This is a genomic window from Halopseudomonas sp. Lyrl_26 (assembly GCF_051948695.1).
Taxonomy (GTDB): domain Bacteria; phylum Pseudomonadota; class Gammaproteobacteria; order Pseudomonadales; family Pseudomonadaceae; genus Halopseudomonas; species Halopseudomonas formosensis.
The window spans coordinates 35582-54289 of record NZ_JAYJLH010000001.1 but is presented as its reverse complement, the minus strand read 5'-3'; the positions used below and the strand labels follow the sequence as shown (position 1 = coordinate 54289).

Genomic DNA, 18708 nt, shown 5'->3' with positions numbered 1-18708 from the left:
CGCAATAACAGGCCCGGCGCTACCAGCCCATTACCCGCTTGACGAAGGGAATGGTCAGCTTGTGCTGGGCCTGCAGGGAGGCCTGATCCAGCTGCTCCAGCGCGGCAAATAGCTCGCCCATGCCCCGGGCACCGCGACTGAGGATGTAGCGCGCTACCTCGTCGGGCAGCTGCAGCCCGCGGCGCTCGGCACGCATCTTCAGCATCTGCTGCTTGGCCTCGTCGTCCAGCGACTGCAGCTGGAACACCAGCCCCCAGCCCAGGCGTGACACCAGATCCGGCAGCTGGAACCCCAGCACCCGGGGCGCCGCACCGGCGGCCATGAGCAGGCGGCCCTGACGCTGCTGAATGCGGTTGTAGAGATGGAACAGACTCTCTTCCCAGTCACTGTGCCCGGCCAGCGCATCCAGACCGTCGAGACACAGCAGGTCAACCTCATCCATGCCCTCGAGCAGGCCGGGACCATGGTCGATCACCTCGTCCAGGGGCAGATACATGGCCAGGGAACCGGCTTCGGCCATGCGGTGGCAGGCCGCCTGCAGCAAGTGGGAGCGCCCGCTGTCCGGGGCACCCCAGATGTAGACGCAGTGCTCCTCGGGGCTCTGCAGCGGATCGGACAGGCGCTGCAGGACATCCAGCACCCCGGCGTTGGGGCCGCCGAAGAAGCTGTCGAAGGTTGCCTCGTCCCTGAGCTTGACGCCCAGAGGCAGCTGCATGGGTTGACCGGACATCAGAGGCGCCCCGTCACGACAGTGACCGCATTACCCATGGGCCGCCTTAACCGCGCCAACGGAAATAGAGTGTGGGCAGCGCCGGGGCAGCCGGTTCGACCGGCTGCTGAGTGGCCGCCACGTCCGGCGCGGCCGAATCTTCCTCATCTGCAGCTGCCATTTCGGCTGACTCCGCCTCGGCTACCGGCGACTCGGGGGCATCGGGGTCCAGCTCGACAAGGGGCAGATCTGTCGGTTCCGTTTGAACCGACTCGAACTCCGGCTCGGGCTCCGGCTCACGCACCGGCTCCTCGATCCGCTGCAGACGCATATCCAGCCCCAGCATGCGTTCGAGCTGCTCCTCACTGCCCGGGAAGCTGACCTGCAGCACCACTTCATCCCCTTCGATGCTCAGCAGCCGCGGCTGCTGCTGGGTGCCCAGACGGCGCAGCATACCCAGCAGGGAGGAGTAGGCGCCCACGCCATCGACACCCTGCACATGCAGACGCCACTCGGCATGCTCGCCGGTGGCTGCAGCAGGAATGGCGTACTGGGCAAAGACCTGGGCGGCCAGGGCCTGCATAAGCTCGTCGGCTGCCTGGGTGGCAGGGCCGCTGATCGTCCCGGAGTTGTGCTGATCATTGAGCCACAGGGTCCACTGCAACTCGGTGTTCTCGTCGGACCCGCCGACAACCAGGGCCAGAGTGCCATCGGCGGGATAGCGCTTGCTGGCTTCCAGCAGCTCCTGGCTGCTGGCCTGACGGATGGTCTGCTCGCTGACCAGGCTCAGGTCCTGCAGATCAGCGAGGGGAAAGCTCAGGGCCACCCCACGATGCTGTGCTGCCTGCTTCAGCAGCAATGCCCGGGGAGCCACGGGGCTCAGCAGTCTGTCGCCCAGTTCCCCGGCTTCTACGGCCCACAGCAGTATGCCCGGCCGGTTGGGCCCCAGCAGCGGCTGACCGGACTGCTTGAGTACACGCCCCAGGGCATCGGGCTCGAACTGGATGCGCAGCTGCCCGCCTTCAGCGGTGGCGATCCGGCTCATCAATTCCTGGGGAGATTTGAGGGCGTTGGCGATAGCCTGGTGCTTCAGATCAACGTTCTGGCCGGCCAGGCGTTGCAACATGACCACGGTGGCCTCACGCAGAGCCTGATCACGGCGCTGATCTTCCTGCTGGGTGAGTTGAACCTGGTAGAGGTTATCCAGTACAGCGGCCGGAGCGTGGAGCGCGGCCACAAGAGCCATGCCTGACAGGAGCGCGCGGATGCCTTGCTTGAAACCCATGGTCATTCCATATGATGATGCTGCCGCGCCGAAAACGGCCTGCTACAGCGGTCGTAAAGCGCATACATTAAACAAGCACCGCTGCGGCGGCAACCGCAGCGCGCAAAGTTGTCCGGGCATGGTCGGGCAGCGCTGGAATTTGCTACACTAGCGCGCTATATCGCGACACCCCCTTGCGGGTCTGTTCGCCTCCTCCCTTTGATGACTCGAGACCCACGCATGAGCAGCCAAACGCCCTCCAAGCCTTCCATCAGTTACAAGGACGCCGGTGTCGATATCGACGCAGGCAATGCGCTTGTAGATCGTATCAAGCACGTCGCCAAACGCACCGCCCGCCCGGAAGTCATGGGTGGCCTCGGCGGCTTCGGCGCGCTGTGCGAGATTCCCGCCGGCTACAAGCAGCCGGTGCTGGTATCGGGTACCGACGGTGTGGGCACCAAGCTGCGCCTGGCGATGGATCTGGGCAAGCATGACCAGATCGGTATCGATCTGGTGGCCATGTGCGTGAACGACCTGGTGGTATGTGGCGCCGAGCCGCTGTTCTTCCTCGACTACTACGCCACCGGCAAACTCAATGTGGACGTCGCCGCCCAGGTGGTCACCGGTATCGGTGCCGGTTGCGAACTGGCCGGCTGTGCGCTGGTCGGTGGCGAGACCGCCGAGATGCCCGGCATGTACGAAGGTGATGACTACGACCTGGCCGGTTTCTGCGTCGGGGTGGTGGAAAAGAGCGAGATCATCGACGGCAGCCAGGTGCAGGCCGGCGACGTGCTGCTCGCCCTGCCCTCCTCCGGCCCGCACTCCAATGGCTACTCGCTGATCCGCAAGATCATCGAGGTCGCCGGTGCCGACATCCAGAACATCCAGCTCGACGGCAAGCCCCTGACCGAGCTGCTGATGGCCCCCACCCGCATCTACGTCAAGGCACTGCTGCAGCTGATCCGTGAGACCGGTGCGGTCAAGGCCATGGCCCACATCACCGGTGGCGGCCTGCTGGAGAACATTCCCCGCGTACTGCCCCAGGGCGCCAGTGCCAGCATCGACCTGAGCAGCTGGCTGCGCCCGGCAGTGTTCAACTGGCTGCAGGAGCAGGGCAACGTCGACGAAACCGAAATGCACCGCGTGCTCAACTGCGGCGTGGGCATGGTCATCTGCGTCGCCGCAGACCAGGCCGAGCGCGCCCTGCAGGTGCTGCGTGACGCCGGGGAATCGCCCTGGGTCATCGGTGCCATCGAACAGGCCGACGCCAGTGGCGAGGCCGTCGTACTGCGCAGCGGCAACTGATACGTGGGTTGCCGCACCGTCATCCTGATCTCCGGATCAGGCAGCAACCTGCAGGCATTCATCGATACCCTGCACCCCGAGCAGGCTGACATCGTCGCGGTCATTTCCAACCGCGCCGATGCCTATGGACTGGAGCGGGCGGCCCGAGCCGGCATCCCCCATGCCGTGCTCAGCCACAGGGACTACCCGGACCGCGCCAGCTACGATCAGGCGCTGGCGGCGCTGATCGACAGCTACCAGCCGGAGCTGGTGATACTCGCCGGTTTCATGCGCATTCTTACCCCCGGGTTCGTCAGCCACTACCTGGGCCGCCTGCTGAACATCCACCCCTCCCTGCTGCCCAAGTACACCGGGCTGCATACCCACCAGCGTGCCCTGGAAGCCGGTGACAGCGAACACGGCGCCACCGTACACTTCGTTACCGAGGAACTGGACGGCGGGCCGGCAATCATGCAATCCCACGTACCGGTACTGCCCGATGACACGGCCGACAGTCTGGCCGAGCGCGTGCGCAACACCGAACACCGTCTCTACCCGCTGGCTGCCAGCCTGTACATCGAAGGACGTCTGCGCCTGGAGAATGGCCGGGCACTGCTGGACGGCTCGCCCCTGCCGGCCAGCGGCCTGCGGCTGGACCAATTTGAAATGGACATGCGAGGTAACCGCAATGACTGACAAGCTCTCCTCACTGTGCCGCAGACCGGGCCGCTGGCTGATGGCTGCGGTACTGAGCCTGGGCAGCAGCCTGGCCCTGGCCCAACCTTTCCAGCCCTTTACCGCCAGCTACGCGGCGGACATGAAGAACATCCCGGTCAATGGTGAAGCCGTGCACAGTCTGGCTCAGAACGCCGATGGCACCTGGTCGCTGAACTTTCACGCCAGCATGTTCGTCGCCCGACTGACCGAGGAAAGCACCCTGCGCCTCGAAGGCGAGGAGGTCGTCCCCCTCACCTACCGCTACCAGCGCAAGGGCCTGGGCCGCAGCCGGGAAACCACCCAGCAGTTTGACTGGGCCAATGGCGAAGTACGGGGCGTGCACAAGAAGGAAGAGTTCACCCTGCCGACCCAGCCCGGCCTGCTGGACAAGACCACCTACCAGCTGGCGCTGCAGCGCGATCTGATGGCCGGCAAGACCGAGATGAGCTATCTGGTGCTTGATGGCGACGAGATAGAGCAGTACCAGTTCCGCGTGACCGGCGAGGACAGAGTCACCACGCGTAACGGCCAGTTTGACGCGGTGGAAGTGCAGCGAGTACGCGAACCCGACGCCCGCCGGGAAACCACCCTGTGGTTCGCCAAGGACTGGAACTACCTGCTGGTGCGTCTGAGTCAGGTGGAAACCGATGGGCAGCACTATCAGATAGTGCTCAAGGAAGCGACCATGGACGGGCAACCGGTGGTCGGCGCACCGGTAAGACAGGACTGATTCCCGACTATTCCGTCATTGCCAGCAAAGCGCGGCAACCCAGAGCGAGCCGGACACTCCGAGCCCATGGATTGCCACGTCGCTGGCGCTCCTCGCAATGACGTTGAGGTTGAACCGCGTCACCCAACACCGTACACATCCACCGTCATTGCGAGCCGAAGGCGCGACAATCCAGTGGGTGCGGGGAATGCCCGGGCCCGTGAATTGCCACGTCGCTACGCTCCTCGCAATGACGATAGGGGGCAACGGCACCGCTCAGCTCAGCACACCCCGTCATTGCGAGCGAAGCGCGGCAATCCAGTGCGCGCCGGAGACCCCGTGGCCGCAGCTTGGCACGGCGCCAAGTCTCTGGCAATCAGACGGTCCGTAATATCACGCAATGGCGCAACCTATCAGCACCACCACCTCCACCAGTTCCACCAATGCGCCTGCCGTATCTCCGGTAGTTCCGCCGAGCCGGGCGCGGAGGTAATGGCGTACCAGCAGCCAGACCGGCAGCGCCAGCAGCAGCGCCAGCAACCCGTACCAGCCGCATAACAACATGCCCAACGCATGCACCGTCAGCAGCAGGGGTAGACTGGCTCGGGGCATATGCTCGGCAAGGGTATGCCCCATCCCGCCGGGTCGCACGTAAGCTGTGGTCAGCAGCAGCAAAGGCAGTATCCAGCGCCCCAACCAGGGCGCCAACAACAAGGGCAACCACTGACCCGACTCCAGCAGGGCAACCAACGCTGCCCACTTGAGCAACAACAGTAATACCAGGGTGATCACCCCGATCGGGCCGCAGGCCGGATCCTTCATGATTGCCAGAGTCCGCTCGCGGTCGCCATAGCCACCGACCCAGGCATCGGCCGTGTCAGCCAGACCGTCCAGGTGCAGCCCACCGCTGAGCCAGACCCAGATTGCCAGCAGCAGCGCGGCCTGCAGCCCGGTCGACACGCCCTGCAACAGCAGCCACGCCAGTACCAGCAAGCTGCCGATCAGCAGCCCAACCAGCGGATACCAGAGCAGCGAGCGTCCGTTCTCCTGTGCCGTCGGCAGCCCGGGCAGACGCACCGGCAAGCGGGTCAGAAACTGCAATGCAATCAACAATGGCATTCGTGAAACTCCCCCCGGGCGTCCAGTTGCAGACGTAGCCGCTGGCCGTGACCTACCTCGACCTGCAGCAACTGATCCCGCTCCAGTCGGCGAGCCCGGGCAGTCAGCAAGCGCATCACCCCGCCATGGGTGACCAGCAGCAGATGTTCTCCGGCGCGGTGCTGATACAGCTCATTGACGGTATTCAGTACCCGTTCCTCGAACGCCAGCATGGGTTCGCCACCCGGCGGGGTGAACTCATAGGGTGCAGCCCAGAACCGCCCCAGATCCTCGGCATGTTCCTGCATGAGTTCGCTGGCATGCCTGCCTTCCCAGTCGCCAAAGTGCAGTTCCCGCAATCCGTCCTGCAACATCAGCGGCAGATGGCACTGCTCGGCCAGTTCAAAGGCAAAGTCGGCACAGCGGCGCAGAGGGGAACTGACGATGGCATCCCAATGCTCCGGGCGGGCGGTGGCCTGACGCATCTGCTGCCAGCCGGTCGGGGTAAGCTGATCATCCAGACTGCCGCGGAAGCCGCCGCCAAGCTCGGTCTCACCGTGGCGCAGCAGATCCAGCGTCAACACTGAGCAGACCCGGCGGCCACGGCGGCTTCGGCAAAGGTGGCCATGTCATTGTGCAGAGCGCAGGCCATGCGCAGCAGGGGTACCGCAGCCGCCGCACCGGTACCTTCACCCAGGCGCATGCCCAGATCCAGCAGCGGCTCGGCGCCCAGCCCTTGCAGTACCGCAGCATGACCGGGCTCGGCACTGCGATGGCCAAACAGCATCCAATCCCGTGCGCCGGGATTCAGCCGCACGGCACAGAGCGCCGCGGTGGAGCAGATATAACCATCCACCAGCATCGGGATACCCTGCTGGGCAGCGGCCAGGTAGGCACCGGCAATGGCGGCAACCTCCAGCCCGCCGAGACAGCGCAGAATATCAAAGGCATCCCGGCAGTCCGGTCGATGCAACTCAACCGCTGCTTCAATCACCCGGGTCTTGTGCTGCAGACCAGTGGCATCCAGCCCGGTACCCGGCCCGACCAGTTCTGCCACCGGCCTGTCCAGCAGCACGCTGGCCATGGCGCAGGCCGGCGTGGTATTGCCGATCCCCATCTCACCGGCGATGAACAGTTGCGTGCCCTGCTCGAGCGCATCCAGCACGGCCTGACGCCCCGCCTGCATTGCCTGTCGGCACAGCACTGCATTCATGGCCGGTTCACGCAGCAGATTGGCGCTGCCCGGGGCCAGGTTCAGGTGATGTACGCCCGGCAACGGCTCGATGGGCACAGCCAGACCAAGATCCCGCAGATCCAGGGTCGCCCCCAGCTGCCGCGCCATGACGCTGATGGCCGCACCACCGTTGGCAAAATTACGCAGCATCTGTCCGGTCACCGCCTGCGGCACCGTAGACACCCCCTCCACGGCCACACCATGGTCGCCGGCAAACACGCTGATCCACACCCGCTGCATCTGCGGAGCCGGGTCACCCTGCCAGGCGGCCAGTTGTACTGCTACCCTCTCCAGCTGCCCCAGCGCACCCGCAGGCTTGGTCAGTTGCTGCTGCCGCTGCCAGGCCTGCTGCTGTACCACCAGATCTACCGGAGCCACCGGCTCCAGCCACCATGCTGTTGTCATCTCACTCTCCCAGGATCATTTGTCTGCGCCCTTGAGCAGCATCGGCAAGCCGGCAACGCAGAACTGCACCCGGTCGCAGCGCTCGGCCAATGCCTGATGCAGCCACCCTGCCTCATCCACATAGCGGCGACTCAATTCCCCCATGGGCACGACCCCCATACCGGTTTCATTGCTGACCAGAATGATATGTCCCGGCAAGCTGCCGAGCGTATTCAGCAGCTGTCGGCGCTCCTGTTCCAGGCGCTGCCCGTCGTCGTGCAATAACAGATTGGTCAGCCACAGGGTCAGGCAGTCAACCAGCAGGCAGCGTCCGGAAGCAGCCTGCTGTTGCAACACCCCCGCCAGTGCCAGCGGCTCTTCTATCGTCTGCCAATGGGCCGGCCGACTCTGCCGGTGGTGCTGGATACGTTGGCGCATCTCGTCATCGAGGGGCTGGCTGGTGGCGATATACACCACCTCCAGCCCCGAGGCACTGGCCAGCTGTTCGGCAAGGCGGCTCTTGCCGGAGCGGGCACCGCCCAGAATCAGTTCGATCAATCGGTTACCCCATATGCTGCAGCGAATCACGGACCGCCGTGATGGGCGGAAGAAGGCAGTCGCGAGCCTAGGAGTTTTCCGCAAGCAAGTAAAGAAGCGAGTAGTGGCGGCTAAGACAGGAAAGGTATTGCGGTGCCGGGCGGCACCGCAATGGCAGGGAACAGCAGCTCAATCAGCCGATAAACTTCTCACCCGCCTCGGCACGGCGAACCAGACCTGCAGCGGGTTTCCAGAACTCGCCCTGGGCCGCTTCCAGCTCACGGATCTGTTTCAGCACCTCATCCAGTCCCAGGCTGTCGGCATAGGCCATCGGGCCACCGCGTTCGGCAGGGAAGCCGTAGCCGAAGCGGTAGACCCGATCGATGTCTTCGGCGCTTTCGGCAAAGCCTTCATCCAGAATGCGCGCACCTTCGTTGACCAGGGCCAGAATGCAGCGCTGAACGATTTCCTCGTTGCTCACATCGCGCTGGGTGTAACCGGCCTCCTCGGCTACTTCCCGGGCCATCATGTCGGTTTCCGGATCATGAATGGCCTGACGGCTGCCCGGCTCGTAGCGGTAGAAGCCATGGCCGCTCTTCTGACCGAAGCGCTCCATCTCACACAGACGGTTATCCAGCCACACGATCGGCTCGCCACGGCCCAGCCCGGCCAGTTGACGGGAGCGCCAGCCCAGATCCACACCCACCACGTCGTACATACGGTACGGACCCATGGCCATGCCGAAGCCCTGCAGCGCCTGGTCGACCTGCCACGGAGTGGCGCCTTCGAGTACGACTTCGCGGGACTGGCGCGAGTACATGGACAGCATGCGGTTGCCGATGAAACCGTGGCAGTTGCCCGCCAGCACCGCTTCCTTGCCGATCTTCTTGCCGACCGCCAGGCAGGCATCCAGCACGTCCTGGGCAGTGGCCTTGCCGCGCACCACTTCCAGCAGCTTCATGATGTGGGCCGGGCTGAAGAAGTGCAGACCCAGCACCTGGGCCGGACGCTGGGTCGCCGAGGCGATCTCGTCGATATCCAGGTAGGAGGTGTTGGTGGCCAGAATGGCGGACGGCTTGGTCGCCTTGTCCAGCTCGGCGAAGATGGTCTTCTTCAGATCCATGTTCTCGTACACGGCTTCAACAACCAGCTCCACGTCCTTCAGGTCGGCATAATTCTGGGTAGTGCTGATACGGGCCAGACGGGCCTTGGCTTCGGCATCATCAAAACGCTGCTGCGCCACCGAACGCTTGTAGACGCCGTCGATCTCGACCAGCCCCTTCTCCAGCATCTCGCCGTTCACATCCAGCCAGACCACCGGGTAACCGGCGTTGGCAAAGTTCATGACAATGCCCCGGCCCATGGTACCGGCACCAATCACACCGACCTTCTTGATGTCCTCGAATGAAGCCATGACTGCCCTTCTCCGTTGTTTGAATTGAGTGGCCAATACATTACGCAAAAGCCCTGTTCAATAGAATGAAAAACCTGCCCATGTAGGGCATTCACAGTATGAATACTGACCCTCCCACCCCCGAGTGGAATGCCGTACAATCCCCCCGCCGTAGTGTCGGATTTCCCGGTTCTCCATTGCTATAAGTTGTTCAATGTTCAGATCCTGTCGTACCGTTCTGGCTGTTATTGCCTGTATTTTCCATCTTCCCGCCGCTCTTGCCGCACCCACCAGCTTCGAGGCCGCCAAGGTCCTCGCCCGTCAGCAGGTCTACCACGACCGCGCGGACCAGGGCACCTTCTATTGCGGCTGCCGCTGGGAATGGGCCGGCCGCTCCGGCGGGCTGGTCGACCACCAGAGCTGCGGCTACCAGACCCGCGCCCAGGCCAATCGTGCCGCCCGCATCGAATGGGAACACATAGTGCCCGCCTCGCTGTTCGGCCAGCAGCGCCAGTGCTGGCAACAGGGTGGGCGCAGCAACTGCAAGAATACCGATCCGGTGTTCAATGCCATGGAAGCCAACCTGCACAACCTCACCCCGGCGGTGGGCGAGCTCAATGCCGACCGCAGCAACTTCCGCTTCGGCATGCTGCCGGGTACCGGCTACCGCCATGGCCAGTGCGACTTCAAGGTGGAATTCAGCGAGCGGACCGTGGAGCCCCGCGACGAGGTGAAGGGCAAGATTGCCCGGGTCTGGTTCTACATGCACGACCACTACGACCTGCGCATGTCCAACGCCCAGCAGCGCCTGCTGATGGCCTGGGACCGACAGTTTCCACCCAGCACCTGGGAGCGCGAGCGTGACCGGCGCATCAGCCGCCTGATGGGCCACGCCAACCCCTTCGTCACCGGCGAGCGGCAGTGGACACTCAACCACCGCAACAGCCGTGCCGGGCTGCAGAGCAGCCTGCCGGCCCCGGCTGCCCGGAGCACCAGCAGCGCGGGGCGGATCAAGGGTAACCAGCGCAGCAAGGTCTATCACCTGCCCCAGGGCTGCCCCGGTTACAGCCAGATGAGCGACAGCAACGTCAGGTGGTTCGACAGCGAAGCCGAAGCGGTCGCCCAGGGCTATCGCAAGGCCGGCAACTGCCGTTGACCGCAGCGGGCGACGTCAGTCCTCCAGCTGCTTGTCGCCCACGTCCTTGCCCTCCGCCGAGGCATGTTCGATGGTAGCGTTGAGCTGCGCACCGAGCAGCAGCACCGCCGCGGATATGTAGAAGTACAGCAGCAGTACGATGATGGCACCGATGCTGCCGTAGGTGGCGTTGTAGTTGCCGAAGTTCTGCACGTAGATGCCGAAGCCGATCGAGGCCGCCAGCCAGACGATCACCGCCACCACCGAACCGGGAGTGATGAAGCGAAAGTCCTGCTCGACATCCGGGGTGGCGTAGTAGATCAGCGCTACCGCCAGCATCATCAGCAGGATCGCCAGCGGCCAGCGGATCCAGGTCCACAGGGTGACCAGCATCTGTTCCATGCCGATCTGCGAGGCCAGCCAGCTCATGACCTGCGGTCCCAGCGTCATGAAGCCCGCCGCCAGCAGCAGCATCACCGCCAGGCCGACGGTATAGGCAACCGACAGCAGCACCAGCTTCCAGCTCGGGCGGCTCTCCTCGACCGCATACACGCGGTTCATGGCATTCATCAGGGAGCGAACACCAATGGACGCGGTCCAAAGCGCCAGGAGGATACCGAAGGACATCAGCCCGCCCTGACTGTCCTGCAGCTGATCGATCACCGGACCGACCTGCTCCATGGCCACCGGTGGCAGCAGGAGGTCTGCCTGGGAGCGCAGCCAGTCGAAGAAATCCGGCAGGTGCAGAAAGCCCAGCAGCGCCAGCAGAAACAGAATGAAGGGAAATATCGAAAACAGCGCGCGGTACGCCAGCGCCGCCGCATAGGTGGACAGGTCATGCTCACTGAACCCCTTGGCCGTACGCTTGATGACTTCCCACACACCGGCATTACGCAATTGCAGAAAAGACATGGTATTCCTCACCCGATCCATTCACAGATTCTGACGGCTCATGGCCCGAGAAGTTTGGGCATTTCCCACCTCAATCACGCTCCGGCTTACCTGGCCCCTCAGCTGGACTATGCTGGAGCCTCTGACAGGAACCGTCTCATTACAGGAGCAGACCGATGATCAAGACCAGGGGCTATGCCGCGCACAGCGGTGACCAACCCTTGCAGCCCTTCCACTTCGAGCGCCGGGCACCGGGAGCCGGGGATGTGCAGATCGACATTCTCTATTGCGGCGTCTGTCACTCCGATCTGCACACGGTGCGCAACGAGTGGAACAACACCCTCTACCCCTCGGTACCGGGCCATGAAATCGTCGGCCGCGTCAGCGGCCGTAGGCGATCAGGTAGACAGATTCAAGGTCGGCGACATCGTCGGCGTCGGTTGCATGGTGGACAGCTGCCAGCAGTGCTCATCCTGCGCTGAAGGCCTGGAGCAATACTGCGACAACGGCTTTGTCGGCACCTACAACGGCCACGCCTTCGGCGGCAGCGAGAACACCTACGGCGGCTACTCGGACAACATAGTAGTGCGTCAGGAGTTCGTGCTGCATATCCGCCACAAGGAAAACCTGGCGGCGGTGGCGCCGCTGCTCTGCGCCGGTATCACCACCTACTCACCGCTGCGTCACTGGAGCGTCGGCCCCGGGCAGAAGGTCGGCGTGGTCGGCCTCGGCGGACTCGGCCACATGGGAGTGAAGCTGGCCCGGGCCATGGGCGCGCATGTGGTGCTGATCACCACCTCACCGAACAAGCGCGATGACGCCCTGCGCCTGGGTGCCCATGAAGTGATCATCTCCACCGATACCCGACAGATGCTCGGCGCGATGAACAGCCTGGATTTCATCCTCAACACCGTGGCTGCACCGCATGACCTGAACGCCCTGCTGTCCCTGCTCAAGCGTGACGGCACCATGACCCTGGTCGGCGCACCGGCCGAGCCGCATCCATCGCCCGAGGTATTCCGGCTGATCTTCAAACGCCGCAAGCTGGCTGGTTCACTGATCGGCGGCATTGCCGAGACCCAGGAGATGCTGGATTTCTGCGCCGAGCACAATATCGTCTCGGACATCGAAATGATCCCGATCCAGGATATCAACGAAGCTTACGAGCGCATGCTCAAGGGGGATGTGCGGTACCGCTTTGTCATTGATATGGGCAGTCTGGACAGCAACTGACCCATCAGAGCGCCGCTGAAAGCGTATGGAGTGCCGTCGCTTTCAGCGGTGTGATCAGACTTCGCCGCGGATATACTGCTCCAGCTGGCGAATCAGCTGTTCCTGCTCGGCGATGGTTTCCTTGACCAGGTCACCAATGGACACCAGACCCACCAGCTGGTTGTCTTCCAGTACCGGCAGGTGACGCAGGTGGCGATCGGTGATCAGCGACAGGCATTCCTGAACGCTCATTTTCGAGTTCACGCTGATCGCCGGGCTGCTCATGATCTCACGCACCATGGTGCCCACCGAAGCCCTACCCTTGAGCACGCACTTGCGCGCATAGTCCCGCTCACTGACCACGCCGATCACCTTGCCGTTCTCGGTCACCGGCAGTGCACCAATATTATGATCGGCCATCACCTGCAAGGCATTGAGTACGGTGTCATCCGCATCCACCGTATGCACCTGCTTGATCTGCTTGGTCTGGATTACCTGGGCCACAGTTTTCATTAGGCACTCCTTTGATTGTTTGAATCCATAACATGGGGTGGGCAAGGATTGTTCAAAAATTCAGGCAAGGCCAAGCAAAAAAACTTATCAACCTGATTAATGCTTATATTATTGCCAACAAATACGCTTTTCGCGACTCAACGGCCCGAACATATCAAAACTACTGTAAGTGACGTAGTCCAGGCATGATACCGGAACCGTCAGCCTATCCACCTGCGACAAAGTAGCCAGCCGCTGGCGTAACTCATCGGCACTTGCGCTACGTCTGTACAGCCCGAGGGTCAGATGCGGTACATAGGCCGTCTGCCGAACCTCGGTGCAATGGGGCGCAAGCGCACTGCGCCAATATGCCAGGTGCCCTCCCGGATCGGCCACCCTCAGCAAGGCGGCACTGGCAAAGCTGTCAACCGCGCCTATCTGCAAGGTACAGGGCGATCTTTCCAGGCTTTCGAGGCCCTGCACCTGCTGCTGCAACTGCTCCGCCGTAAAGTCATCATCATGGACTCTGTGAGGCTGATCGAAACCACAGACAAACAGCGTGATATGCGGCTGCCGACGACTGGGATGCAGCAGATCACCAAGCTGCTCTGTCAGGCAGTCTATGTACTCCAGCAGCTCTGGACACTCGATCGGCACAATCCACACACCGTAGCGGGCACGCCCACGATGCCACTCAACGTAATCACGCTGCTCGGCTACCAGGGTTTCACTGAAGGGGTATTTGGAAGACGTTAACAACATCTCGGTCGTCGGCAAGGGCTACGCCGGGTGCGGCAGATGGTGGCACCCAGCTTGTATTTAACAGCCGGTAAGCATACCATCGCCCCGCTATTTCATGCTGGTGCGCCTGGATTGACAGGCGTGAAACGGAAAGTCGGTGCGTACCGCCCACTTGGCGAACAATCCCGACACTGCCCCCGCAACGGTAATTGACCCCGATCCCGTATCGGCGTCCGCTCGAAGACCACTGTGCCATGAGCATGGGAAGGTGAGCGGATGGGCGTCAAGAGTCCGGAGGCCGGCCCGCATGCAATGTCGACTGGTGTTGCGGAGGGCGGCACCGTCAAGTGCCGCCGACTGTCTGTGCCTTGCCAACGTCACCGCCTGCACTTGCTTATCTGCCCTCCTCGAAAGTCTCACCGACCTTTTGAGGATTCAAAATGAAATTGTCCCGTATTGCCCTGGCTGTAGCGCTGGCTCCAAGCCTCGCGTTGGCTGCCCAACCTGTCTCCCATGAGCAGGCACTGAAACTTTCCGATACCCTGATTACCGCCAACCGCACAGTAGAGCAACGCAGCGAAAGCAGCGCCGCCAGCACGGTATTCACCCGCGCCGATATCGAGCGGCTGCGTCCGGCCAGCGTGCCACACCTGCTGAGCCAGGTGCCGGGGGTGCAGATGATCAACTATGGTGGACGGGGCGCCAACTTCGGCCTCTATATTCGCGGCAGCAATACCAATCAGACCCTGGTGCTTATCGATGGTGTTCGCGCAGGTTCCGCCACCATGGGCAGCGCCGCATTGCAGTTTCTCAGCGTCGATCAGATCGAACGTATAGAAGTACTGCGTGGTTCGCGCTCAGCCATTCACGGCGCCGACGCCATGGGCGGGGTAGTCCAGATCTTTACCCGCCGGGGTGATGGAGAGGGACTGCGCCCTTACGTACGGCTGGCCGCTGGTAGCGACAGCACCTTCGAGCGCACTCTCGGGCTGTCTGGCGGTAATGAGCGTACCCGCTTCAGCCTGACAGCGGGGCTGGAAGAAACCGCTGGCATCGACCGCACCCGCACCTCTTACGCTGCTGATGCGGATGATGACGCCTACCGGAACCGCTCACTCGCACTGAGCCTGAGCCACCGTTTCAGCGATCAGCTGGAAGCGGGCTTCACCGTGCTGGATCAACGCGGCAAGACCGAGTACGACAACCCCTTCGGTCGCTACGAAACAGATTTTCCTTGGGGCGGACCATTTCCCGCCAAACCCTATGACGAGTACGCGCTCAGCACCAGCACGGTGTGGCTGGATGGCACGATCAATGACATCTGGAGCAGTCGCATCGAGCTGGGTCACAGCGAAGACAAACAGGAAAACTTCGATAAGCTGTTCCCTGGCAGCACGGTGAACAATACCTACCGGGACTCCGCGAACTGGCTTAACACCCTGACTCTGGGTAACGGTCACAGCCTGCGTCTGGGGCTGGACTACCTGAACGACAAGGTGCGCAGCAGCAATGACTTCGCTGTCAGCAACCGCGACAACAAGGCGGCCTTCATCCAGCACAGTTATCAGGGTGAGCGCTTTGGCACCGAGCTGGGCGTACGCCACGATGACAACCAGCAATTCGGCAGTGAAAACACCTTTAACGGCGCCCTGAGTTATCAGGTCAACGCCGATAACAAGCTGATCCTGTCCTATGCTGAAGGCTTCCGCGTGCCCACCTTTGCCGACCTGTACTGGCCCTTTGACGGTTCCTATGGTGGCAACCCCGATCTCAGCCCGGAAAAATCCCGCAGCTATGAACTGCAATGGCGCAGTCAGCTTACCGCCACCACCGAGCTGGAAGCCTCGCTGTACCGCACCGACTTCCGCGACCTGATCGTCTATGTCAGCGATCCGACTACCTGGATCGGTACCATGGACAACGTGGACAATGCGCGGGTCAACGGCTTTGAAGCCACCCTGAAGCAGCAACTGTTCGGCTGGCATGGCGAGCTGGGACTGAGCATCATCGACCCCCGCAACCGCGGCACCGGCAACGTCCTGCCCAACCGCGCCAAGCGCACCTTGACGTTCAATCTGGATCGGCAATTCGGTGCATTTGGTGTGGGCGCCACTTTCGCCGCAGCCAGCAACAGCTATGCTGACGGCGCTAACAACACCGAGTTGCCGGGCTATGGTGTACTGGATTTGCGCGCCAACTGGCAGGCCAACGATGAGCTGGGCTTCGACCTCAAGCTGGCCAACGTGCTGGACAAGGATTACAGCCGGCTTAATTACAACCACAACGGACAGGATTATGGTTATCAGGAAATGCCCTTCGCAGCGATGGTCGGCGTAACCTGGACACCCAATTTCTGAATCTGAATGAGCAGCCTTGACAGCCACCAATCCAATGCGGAAAGCAGCCAGTCCCTGATCGGATTCAGGGACTGGCTGCACCGGGGGCTGCTCTGCCTGTCCGCCATCTTTCTGGCGACCACTTTCCCTGCGCTGGCGGCCCCTGGCACGCCAGCGCGTATTGTCTCCCTCGACCTGTGCATGGACTGGATCCTGGCCCACCATGCCGATCCGGCGCAGGTGGCAGCGCTGTCACCCATGCACCAGCGCTATCCGATCCAATGGATCGAGGCAGCCTGGCCGAGCCACGACGGTACGCTGGAACAGGTGGTTGAGCTGCAGCCTGATCTGGTACTGGCCGGACAGTACAGTGCCCTGCTGTTGCGCGAACGCCTGCGCAGCCTGGGTTACCGGGTCGAGGTACTGCCATTGCCGTCGACCTTTGCCGAGGTAGAAAATTATGAACGCACCCTGCTGACATTGATCGGTGGCGATCCCCGGCGCACCTCACCTGCGCCCACACCCTCCACCCCCGCAGCCGATGCCAAACGCCTGTTGCTGCTGGACGCCAATGCCATTGGCACCGGCACCGGCACCTTTGAACACCAGATTCTCGAGCAGGCCGGCTGGCAGAACTACCTGCAACAAGAGGGTCTGGTACGGCTGGATCTGGAACAGATCGCCAGCAACCCGCCGGATGCCATACTCTTTGCCGCACCGGAACATCAGGCGCTGGCCAACCGCTTTGCCGAGCACCCGGTACTGCGCCGCAGCGTGCCCGTCGACGGCTGGCTGAGCACCGACTATTGGCGCTGGCAATGTCCCGGCCCCTGGACCTGGGATCTGATAAGGCAACTCAACCAATGGCTCGAATGATTACCCCTGCCCTGCTGGTCCTGTTACTGGCGACCTTTCTGCTGTCGCTGGCGATCGGCTCGACCTCAGTGGCGGTGCTGCCGGGCCTGTATGATTTTCTCACCGGCCAGCCCGGGCTGGACGCCATCGTTATCGGTGAGATCCGCCTGCCACGCACGCTGATCGCCCTGTGCGTCGGCGCCGCTCTGGGGTTGAGTGGTGCGGCCCTGCAGGGCCTGCTGCGCAACCCGCTGGCCGAGCCGAGCCTGACCGGTGCCAGCCAGGGCGCGGCATTGGGCGCCGCAGGGGTATTCTACTTCGGCCTGTTTCCGTCACTGGGCGCCGCCGCACCCGGAGTAGCCGGCCTGATTGGCGCTGCCGTGGCGCTGACTCTGATGCTCATGCTGGCCGGTTCTGCCCGCTCGCACATGGTGATCATGGCCGGTCTGGCCATCTCCACCCTATGCGGCGCCGCGCTGGCCACTGTGCTCAATTTTGCGCCCAACCCCTACGCCATGCAGGAGCTGGTGTTCTGGTTGCTCGGCTCGGTATCCGAGCGTGGCCTGGAACACCTGTGGCTACTGGTACCCGCCCTGTTGGCAGGCAGCGCATTGATACTCAGCCAGCGGCGCTTGCTCAGCGGCCTGAGTCTGGGCGACCAGGTGGCCCGCAGCATGGGCCTGAACGTGCGCTACGGCAGCATCATGCTGGTGCTGGGCGCGGCCATGCTGGTGGGTTCATCGGTGGCAGTGGCTGGCAGTATCGGCTTTGTCGGTCTGCTGGTGCCGCATATCCTGCGCCCGCTGGTGCAGCATCGCCCCGAGCGCTTGTTGATTCCGGCGGCGCTGGCCGGCGCCATTCTGGTCTGCCTGGCGGATATCGGCGTGCGCCTGTTGCCCCCCGGCCGCGAGCTGAAGCTGGGCGTGCTGACTTCCCTGCTGGGCGCGCCGCTATTCATCTGGCTGGTATGGAAGGAGCGCAAACGGTGGATCTGATCAGTATTCAGCACCTGGGCGTCGGCCAGCGGCTGATGGACATCAACCTGAACCTGAAAGCCGGAGAAATGCTTGGCGTCATAGGCGCCAACGGTGCAGGCAAGTCCACCCTGCTGCACTGTCTGGCAGGGATTCAGGATCATCAGGGCGAGATACACCTGGCCGGGACCGCGATCAGAACCATCCCCGAGCGCCAGCGCGCGCAGCAACTGGGCTTTCTGCCGCAGAGCAGCTCCAGCGCCTGGGCTCTGACCGTGCGCGATGTAATCAGCCTTGGGCGCCTGCCCTGGGGCGACGACAACGCCGACGCCATCGCCCAGGCCGCCGCAGCAGCCGGCGTGGATGCCTGGCTGGACCGCCAGGTAGACCAGCTCTCCGGTGGCCAGCAGGCCAGGGTCTGGCTGGCCCGGGTACTGGCCGGCCAGCCCCGGGTGATACTGGCCGACGAGCCGGTCGCCAGCCTCGACCTGTTCCAGCAACAGAACGTGCTGCGCCTGCTGCGCCGCTACGCCCAGAGCGGCCGCGCGGTGATGTTGTCGGTTCATGATCTGTCACTGGCCGCCCGTTACTGCGACCGCCTGTGTCTGCTGCATGAAGGTCAACTGCTGGCGTTGGGGAAGCCCGCCGAGGTGCTGACCAGCGCTCACCTGCAGCAAGCTTTCCAGATCGATGCTCATATCGACCTGGACAGCGATCCTCCTATTATCATTCCGAGGTAACGT

General features: G+C 62.9%; 18 protein-coding genes, 1 pseudogene and 1 riboswitch. Of the genes and pseudogenes, 9 read left to right on the top strand and 10 right to left on the bottom strand.

Translation table 11 applies throughout. The features are described from left to right. Positions 1–19: 19 nt before the first annotated feature. Together hda and VF673_RS00265 are read right to left on the bottom strand one after the other, a co-directional pair. Complete coding sequence (hda, locus tag VF673_RS00270) at positions 20–730, bottom strand: DnaA regulatory inactivator Hda (protein ID WP_440290482.1); 711 nt, start codon at positions 728–730, stop codon at positions 20–22. A 46-nt stretch (positions 731–776) separates the two neighbouring features. Then, the gene (locus VF673_RS00265) at positions 777–1994 is read right to left on the bottom strand and encodes a DUF2066 domain-containing protein (RefSeq protein ID WP_440290481.1); all 1218 of its coding nucleotides are present in this window, start codon (positions 1992–1994) and stop codon (positions 777–779) included. Between the two features lie 219 nt (positions 1995–2213). On the opposite strand from VF673_RS00265, the gene purM reads away from it, so the two are divergent. The 3 genes from purM to VF673_RS00250 are packed head-to-tail and all read left to right on the top strand — an operon-like array spanning position 2214 to position 4704. Next, positions 2214–3278: a phosphoribosylformylglycinamidine cyclo-ligase gene (purM, locus tag VF673_RS00260; protein ID WP_440290480.1), complete on the top strand. Its 1065-nt coding sequence runs from the start codon at positions 2214–2216 to the stop codon at positions 3276–3278. A gap of 3 nt (positions 3279–3281) precedes the next feature. After that, positions 3282–3953 carry a phosphoribosylglycinamide formyltransferase gene (gene purN / locus VF673_RS00255; RefSeq protein WP_320331764.1) on the top strand — a complete coding sequence of 224 codons (672 nt, stop codon included), beginning with the start codon at positions 3282–3284 and terminating at the stop codon, positions 3951–3953. Then, entirely contained in the window at positions 3946–4704 is a 759-nt protein-coding gene (locus tag VF673_RS00250) for a DUF3108 domain-containing protein (protein ID WP_440290479.1), read from the top strand. Before purN ends, VF673_RS00250 begins: the two co-directional genes overlap by 8 nt. A 372-nt stretch (positions 4705–5076) precedes the next feature. Here VF673_RS00250 and VF673_RS00245 read toward each other — a convergent pair whose 3' ends face one another. The 5 genes from VF673_RS00245 to VF673_RS00225 all read right to left on the bottom strand — a co-directional run bounded on the left by VF673_RS00245 (position 5077) and on the right by VF673_RS00225 (position 9350). Beyond that, positions 5077–5802, bottom strand: a complete 726-nt coding sequence (locus VF673_RS00245; RefSeq protein ID WP_440290478.1) for an adenosylcobinamide-GDP ribazoletransferase — start codon at positions 5800–5802, stop codon at positions 5077–5079. Continuing rightward, on the bottom strand, positions 5790–6365 hold the full coding sequence (gene cobC / locus VF673_RS00240) for an alpha-ribazole phosphatase family protein (RefSeq protein ID WP_440290477.1): 576 nt from the start codon (positions 6363–6365) through the stop codon (positions 5790–5792). The genes VF673_RS00245 and cobC overlap by 13 nt, the downstream gene beginning before the upstream one ends. Continuing rightward, positions 6359–7420 (bottom strand): nicotinate-nucleotide--dimethylbenzimidazole phosphoribosyltransferase, encoded by a 1062-nt coding sequence (gene cobT, locus VF673_RS00235; protein WP_440290476.1) that lies wholly within the window; start codon positions 7418–7420, stop codon positions 6359–6361. The genes cobC and cobT overlap by 7 nt, the downstream gene beginning before the upstream one ends. Before the next feature lie 15 nt (positions 7421–7435). Further along, positions 7436–7957, bottom strand: a complete 522-nt coding sequence (cobU, locus tag VF673_RS00230) for a bifunctional adenosylcobinamide kinase/adenosylcobinamide-phosphate guanylyltransferase (protein ID WP_440290475.1) — start codon at positions 7955–7957, stop codon at positions 7436–7438. Positions 7958–8129: 172 nt separating this feature from the next. Beyond that, positions 8130–9350 carry a 3-hydroxyacyl-CoA dehydrogenase NAD-binding domain-containing protein gene (locus VF673_RS00225; protein ID WP_440290474.1) on the bottom strand — a complete coding sequence of 407 codons (1221 nt, stop codon included), beginning with the start codon at positions 9348–9350 and terminating at the stop codon, positions 8130–8132. Between the two features lie 193 nt (positions 9351–9543). On the opposite strand from VF673_RS00225, the gene VF673_RS00220 reads away from it, so the two are divergent. Then, positions 9544–10485, top strand: a complete 942-nt coding sequence (locus tag VF673_RS00220; protein ID WP_440290473.1) for an endonuclease — start codon at positions 9544–9546, stop codon at positions 10483–10485. Between the two features lie 15 nt (positions 10486–10500). Here VF673_RS00220 and VF673_RS00215 read toward each other — a convergent pair whose 3' ends face one another. Then, positions 10501–11376, bottom strand: a complete 876-nt coding sequence (locus tag VF673_RS00215) for a YihY/virulence factor BrkB family protein (RefSeq protein ID WP_440290472.1) — start codon at positions 11374–11376, stop codon at positions 10501–10503. A gap of 155 nt (positions 11377–11531) precedes the next feature. Here VF673_RS00215 and VF673_RS00210 point away from each other — a divergent pair. Further along, positions 11532–12588 (top strand): annotated as a pseudogene (locus VF673_RS00210) (NAD(P)-dependent alcohol dehydrogenase). Positions 12589–12642: 54 nt separating this feature from the next. Here VF673_RS00210 and VF673_RS00205 read toward each other — a convergent pair. Both VF673_RS00205 and VF673_RS00200 read right to left on the bottom strand, forming a co-directional pair. Then, complete coding sequence (locus VF673_RS00205) at positions 12643–13080, bottom strand: CBS domain-containing protein (protein ID WP_440290471.1); 438 nt, start codon at positions 13078–13080, stop codon at positions 12643–12645. Between the two features lie 108 nt (positions 13081–13188). Further along, positions 13189–13836 (bottom strand): 2'-5' RNA ligase family protein, encoded by a 648-nt coding sequence (locus VF673_RS00200; protein ID WP_440290470.1) that lies wholly within the window; start codon positions 13834–13836, stop codon positions 13189–13191. A 66-nt stretch (positions 13837–13902) separates the two neighbouring features. Further along, positions 13903–14121: riboswitch (cobalamin riboswitch) on the top strand. A 119-nt stretch (positions 14122–14240) separates the two neighbouring features. Between VF673_RS00200 and VF673_RS00195 the strand changes: the two genes are divergently transcribed. The 4 genes from VF673_RS00195 to VF673_RS00180 are packed head-to-tail and all read left to right on the top strand — an operon-like array spanning position 14241 to position 18705. Further along, positions 14241–16157, top strand: coding sequence for a TonB-dependent receptor domain-containing protein (locus tag VF673_RS00195; RefSeq protein ID WP_440290469.1), 1917 nt, complete (start codon positions 14241–14243; stop codon positions 16155–16157). 6 nt (positions 16158–16163) lie between these two features. Next, the gene (locus VF673_RS00190) at positions 16164–17012 is read left to right on the top strand and encodes an ABC transporter substrate-binding protein (protein ID WP_440290468.1); all 849 of its coding nucleotides are present in this window, start codon (positions 16164–16166) and stop codon (positions 17010–17012) included. Continuing rightward, positions 17000–17986 carry a FecCD family ABC transporter permease gene (locus VF673_RS00185; RefSeq protein ID WP_440290467.1) on the top strand — a complete coding sequence of 329 codons (987 nt, stop codon included), beginning with the start codon at positions 17000–17002 and terminating at the stop codon, positions 17984–17986. The genes VF673_RS00190 and VF673_RS00185 overlap by 13 nt, the downstream gene beginning before the upstream one ends. After that, positions 17977–18705 (top strand): ABC transporter ATP-binding protein, encoded by a 729-nt coding sequence (locus tag VF673_RS00180; protein ID WP_440290466.1) that lies wholly within the window; start codon positions 17977–17979, stop codon positions 18703–18705. The genes VF673_RS00185 and VF673_RS00180 overlap by 10 nt, the downstream gene beginning before the upstream one ends. The last annotated feature ends 3 nt before the right edge of the window (positions 18706–18708 follow it).

What these genes read in the sequence shown, in the direction of transcription:
- hda (WP_440290482.1), bottom strand. Translation starts at nt 730, where the DNA reads ATGTCCGGTCAACCCATGCAGCTGCCTCTGGGCGTCAAGCTCAGGGAC.
- VF673_RS00265 (WP_440290481.1), bottom strand. Translation starts at nt 1,994, where the DNA reads ATGGGTTTCAAGCAAGGCATCCGCGCGCTCCTGTCAGGCATGGCTCTT.
- purM (WP_440290480.1), top strand. Translation starts at nt 2,214, where the DNA reads ATGAGCAGCCAAACGCCCTCCAAGCCTTCCATCAGTTACAAGGACGCC.
- VF673_RS00250 (WP_440290479.1), top strand. Translation starts at nt 3,946, where the DNA reads ATGACTGACAAGCTCTCCTCACTGTGCCGCAGACCGGGCCGCTGGCTG.
- VF673_RS00245 (WP_440290478.1), bottom strand. Translation starts at nt 5,802, where the DNA reads ATGCCATTGTTGATTGCATTGCAGTTTCTGACCCGCTTGCCGGTGCGT.
- cobT (WP_440290476.1), bottom strand. Translation starts at nt 7,420, where the DNA reads ATGACAACAGCATGGTGGCTGGAGCCGGTGGCTCCGGTAGATCTGGTG.
- VF673_RS00225 (WP_440290474.1), bottom strand. Translation starts at nt 9,350, where the DNA reads ATGGCTTCATTCGAGGACATCAAGAAGGTCGGTGTGATTGGTGCCGGT.
- VF673_RS00220 (WP_440290473.1), top strand. Translation starts at nt 9,544, where the DNA reads ATGTTCAGATCCTGTCGTACCGTTCTGGCTGTTATTGCCTGTATTTTC.
- VF673_RS00215 (WP_440290472.1), bottom strand. Translation starts at nt 11,376, where the DNA reads ATGTCTTTTCTGCAATTGCGTAATGCCGGTGTGTGGGAAGTCATCAAG.
- VF673_RS00205 (WP_440290471.1), bottom strand. Translation starts at nt 13,080, where the DNA reads ATGAAAACTGTGGCCCAGGTAATCCAGACCAAGCAGATCAAGCAGGTG.
- VF673_RS00195 (WP_440290469.1), top strand. Translation starts at nt 14,241, where the DNA reads ATGAAATTGTCCCGTATTGCCCTGGCTGTAGCGCTGGCTCCAAGCCTC.
- VF673_RS00190 (WP_440290468.1), top strand. Translation starts at nt 16,164, where the DNA reads ATGAGCAGCCTTGACAGCCACCAATCCAATGCGGAAAGCAGCCAGTCC.
- VF673_RS00185 (WP_440290467.1), top strand. Translation starts at nt 17,000, where the DNA reads ATGGCTCGAATGATTACCCCTGCCCTGCTGGTCCTGTTACTGGCGACC.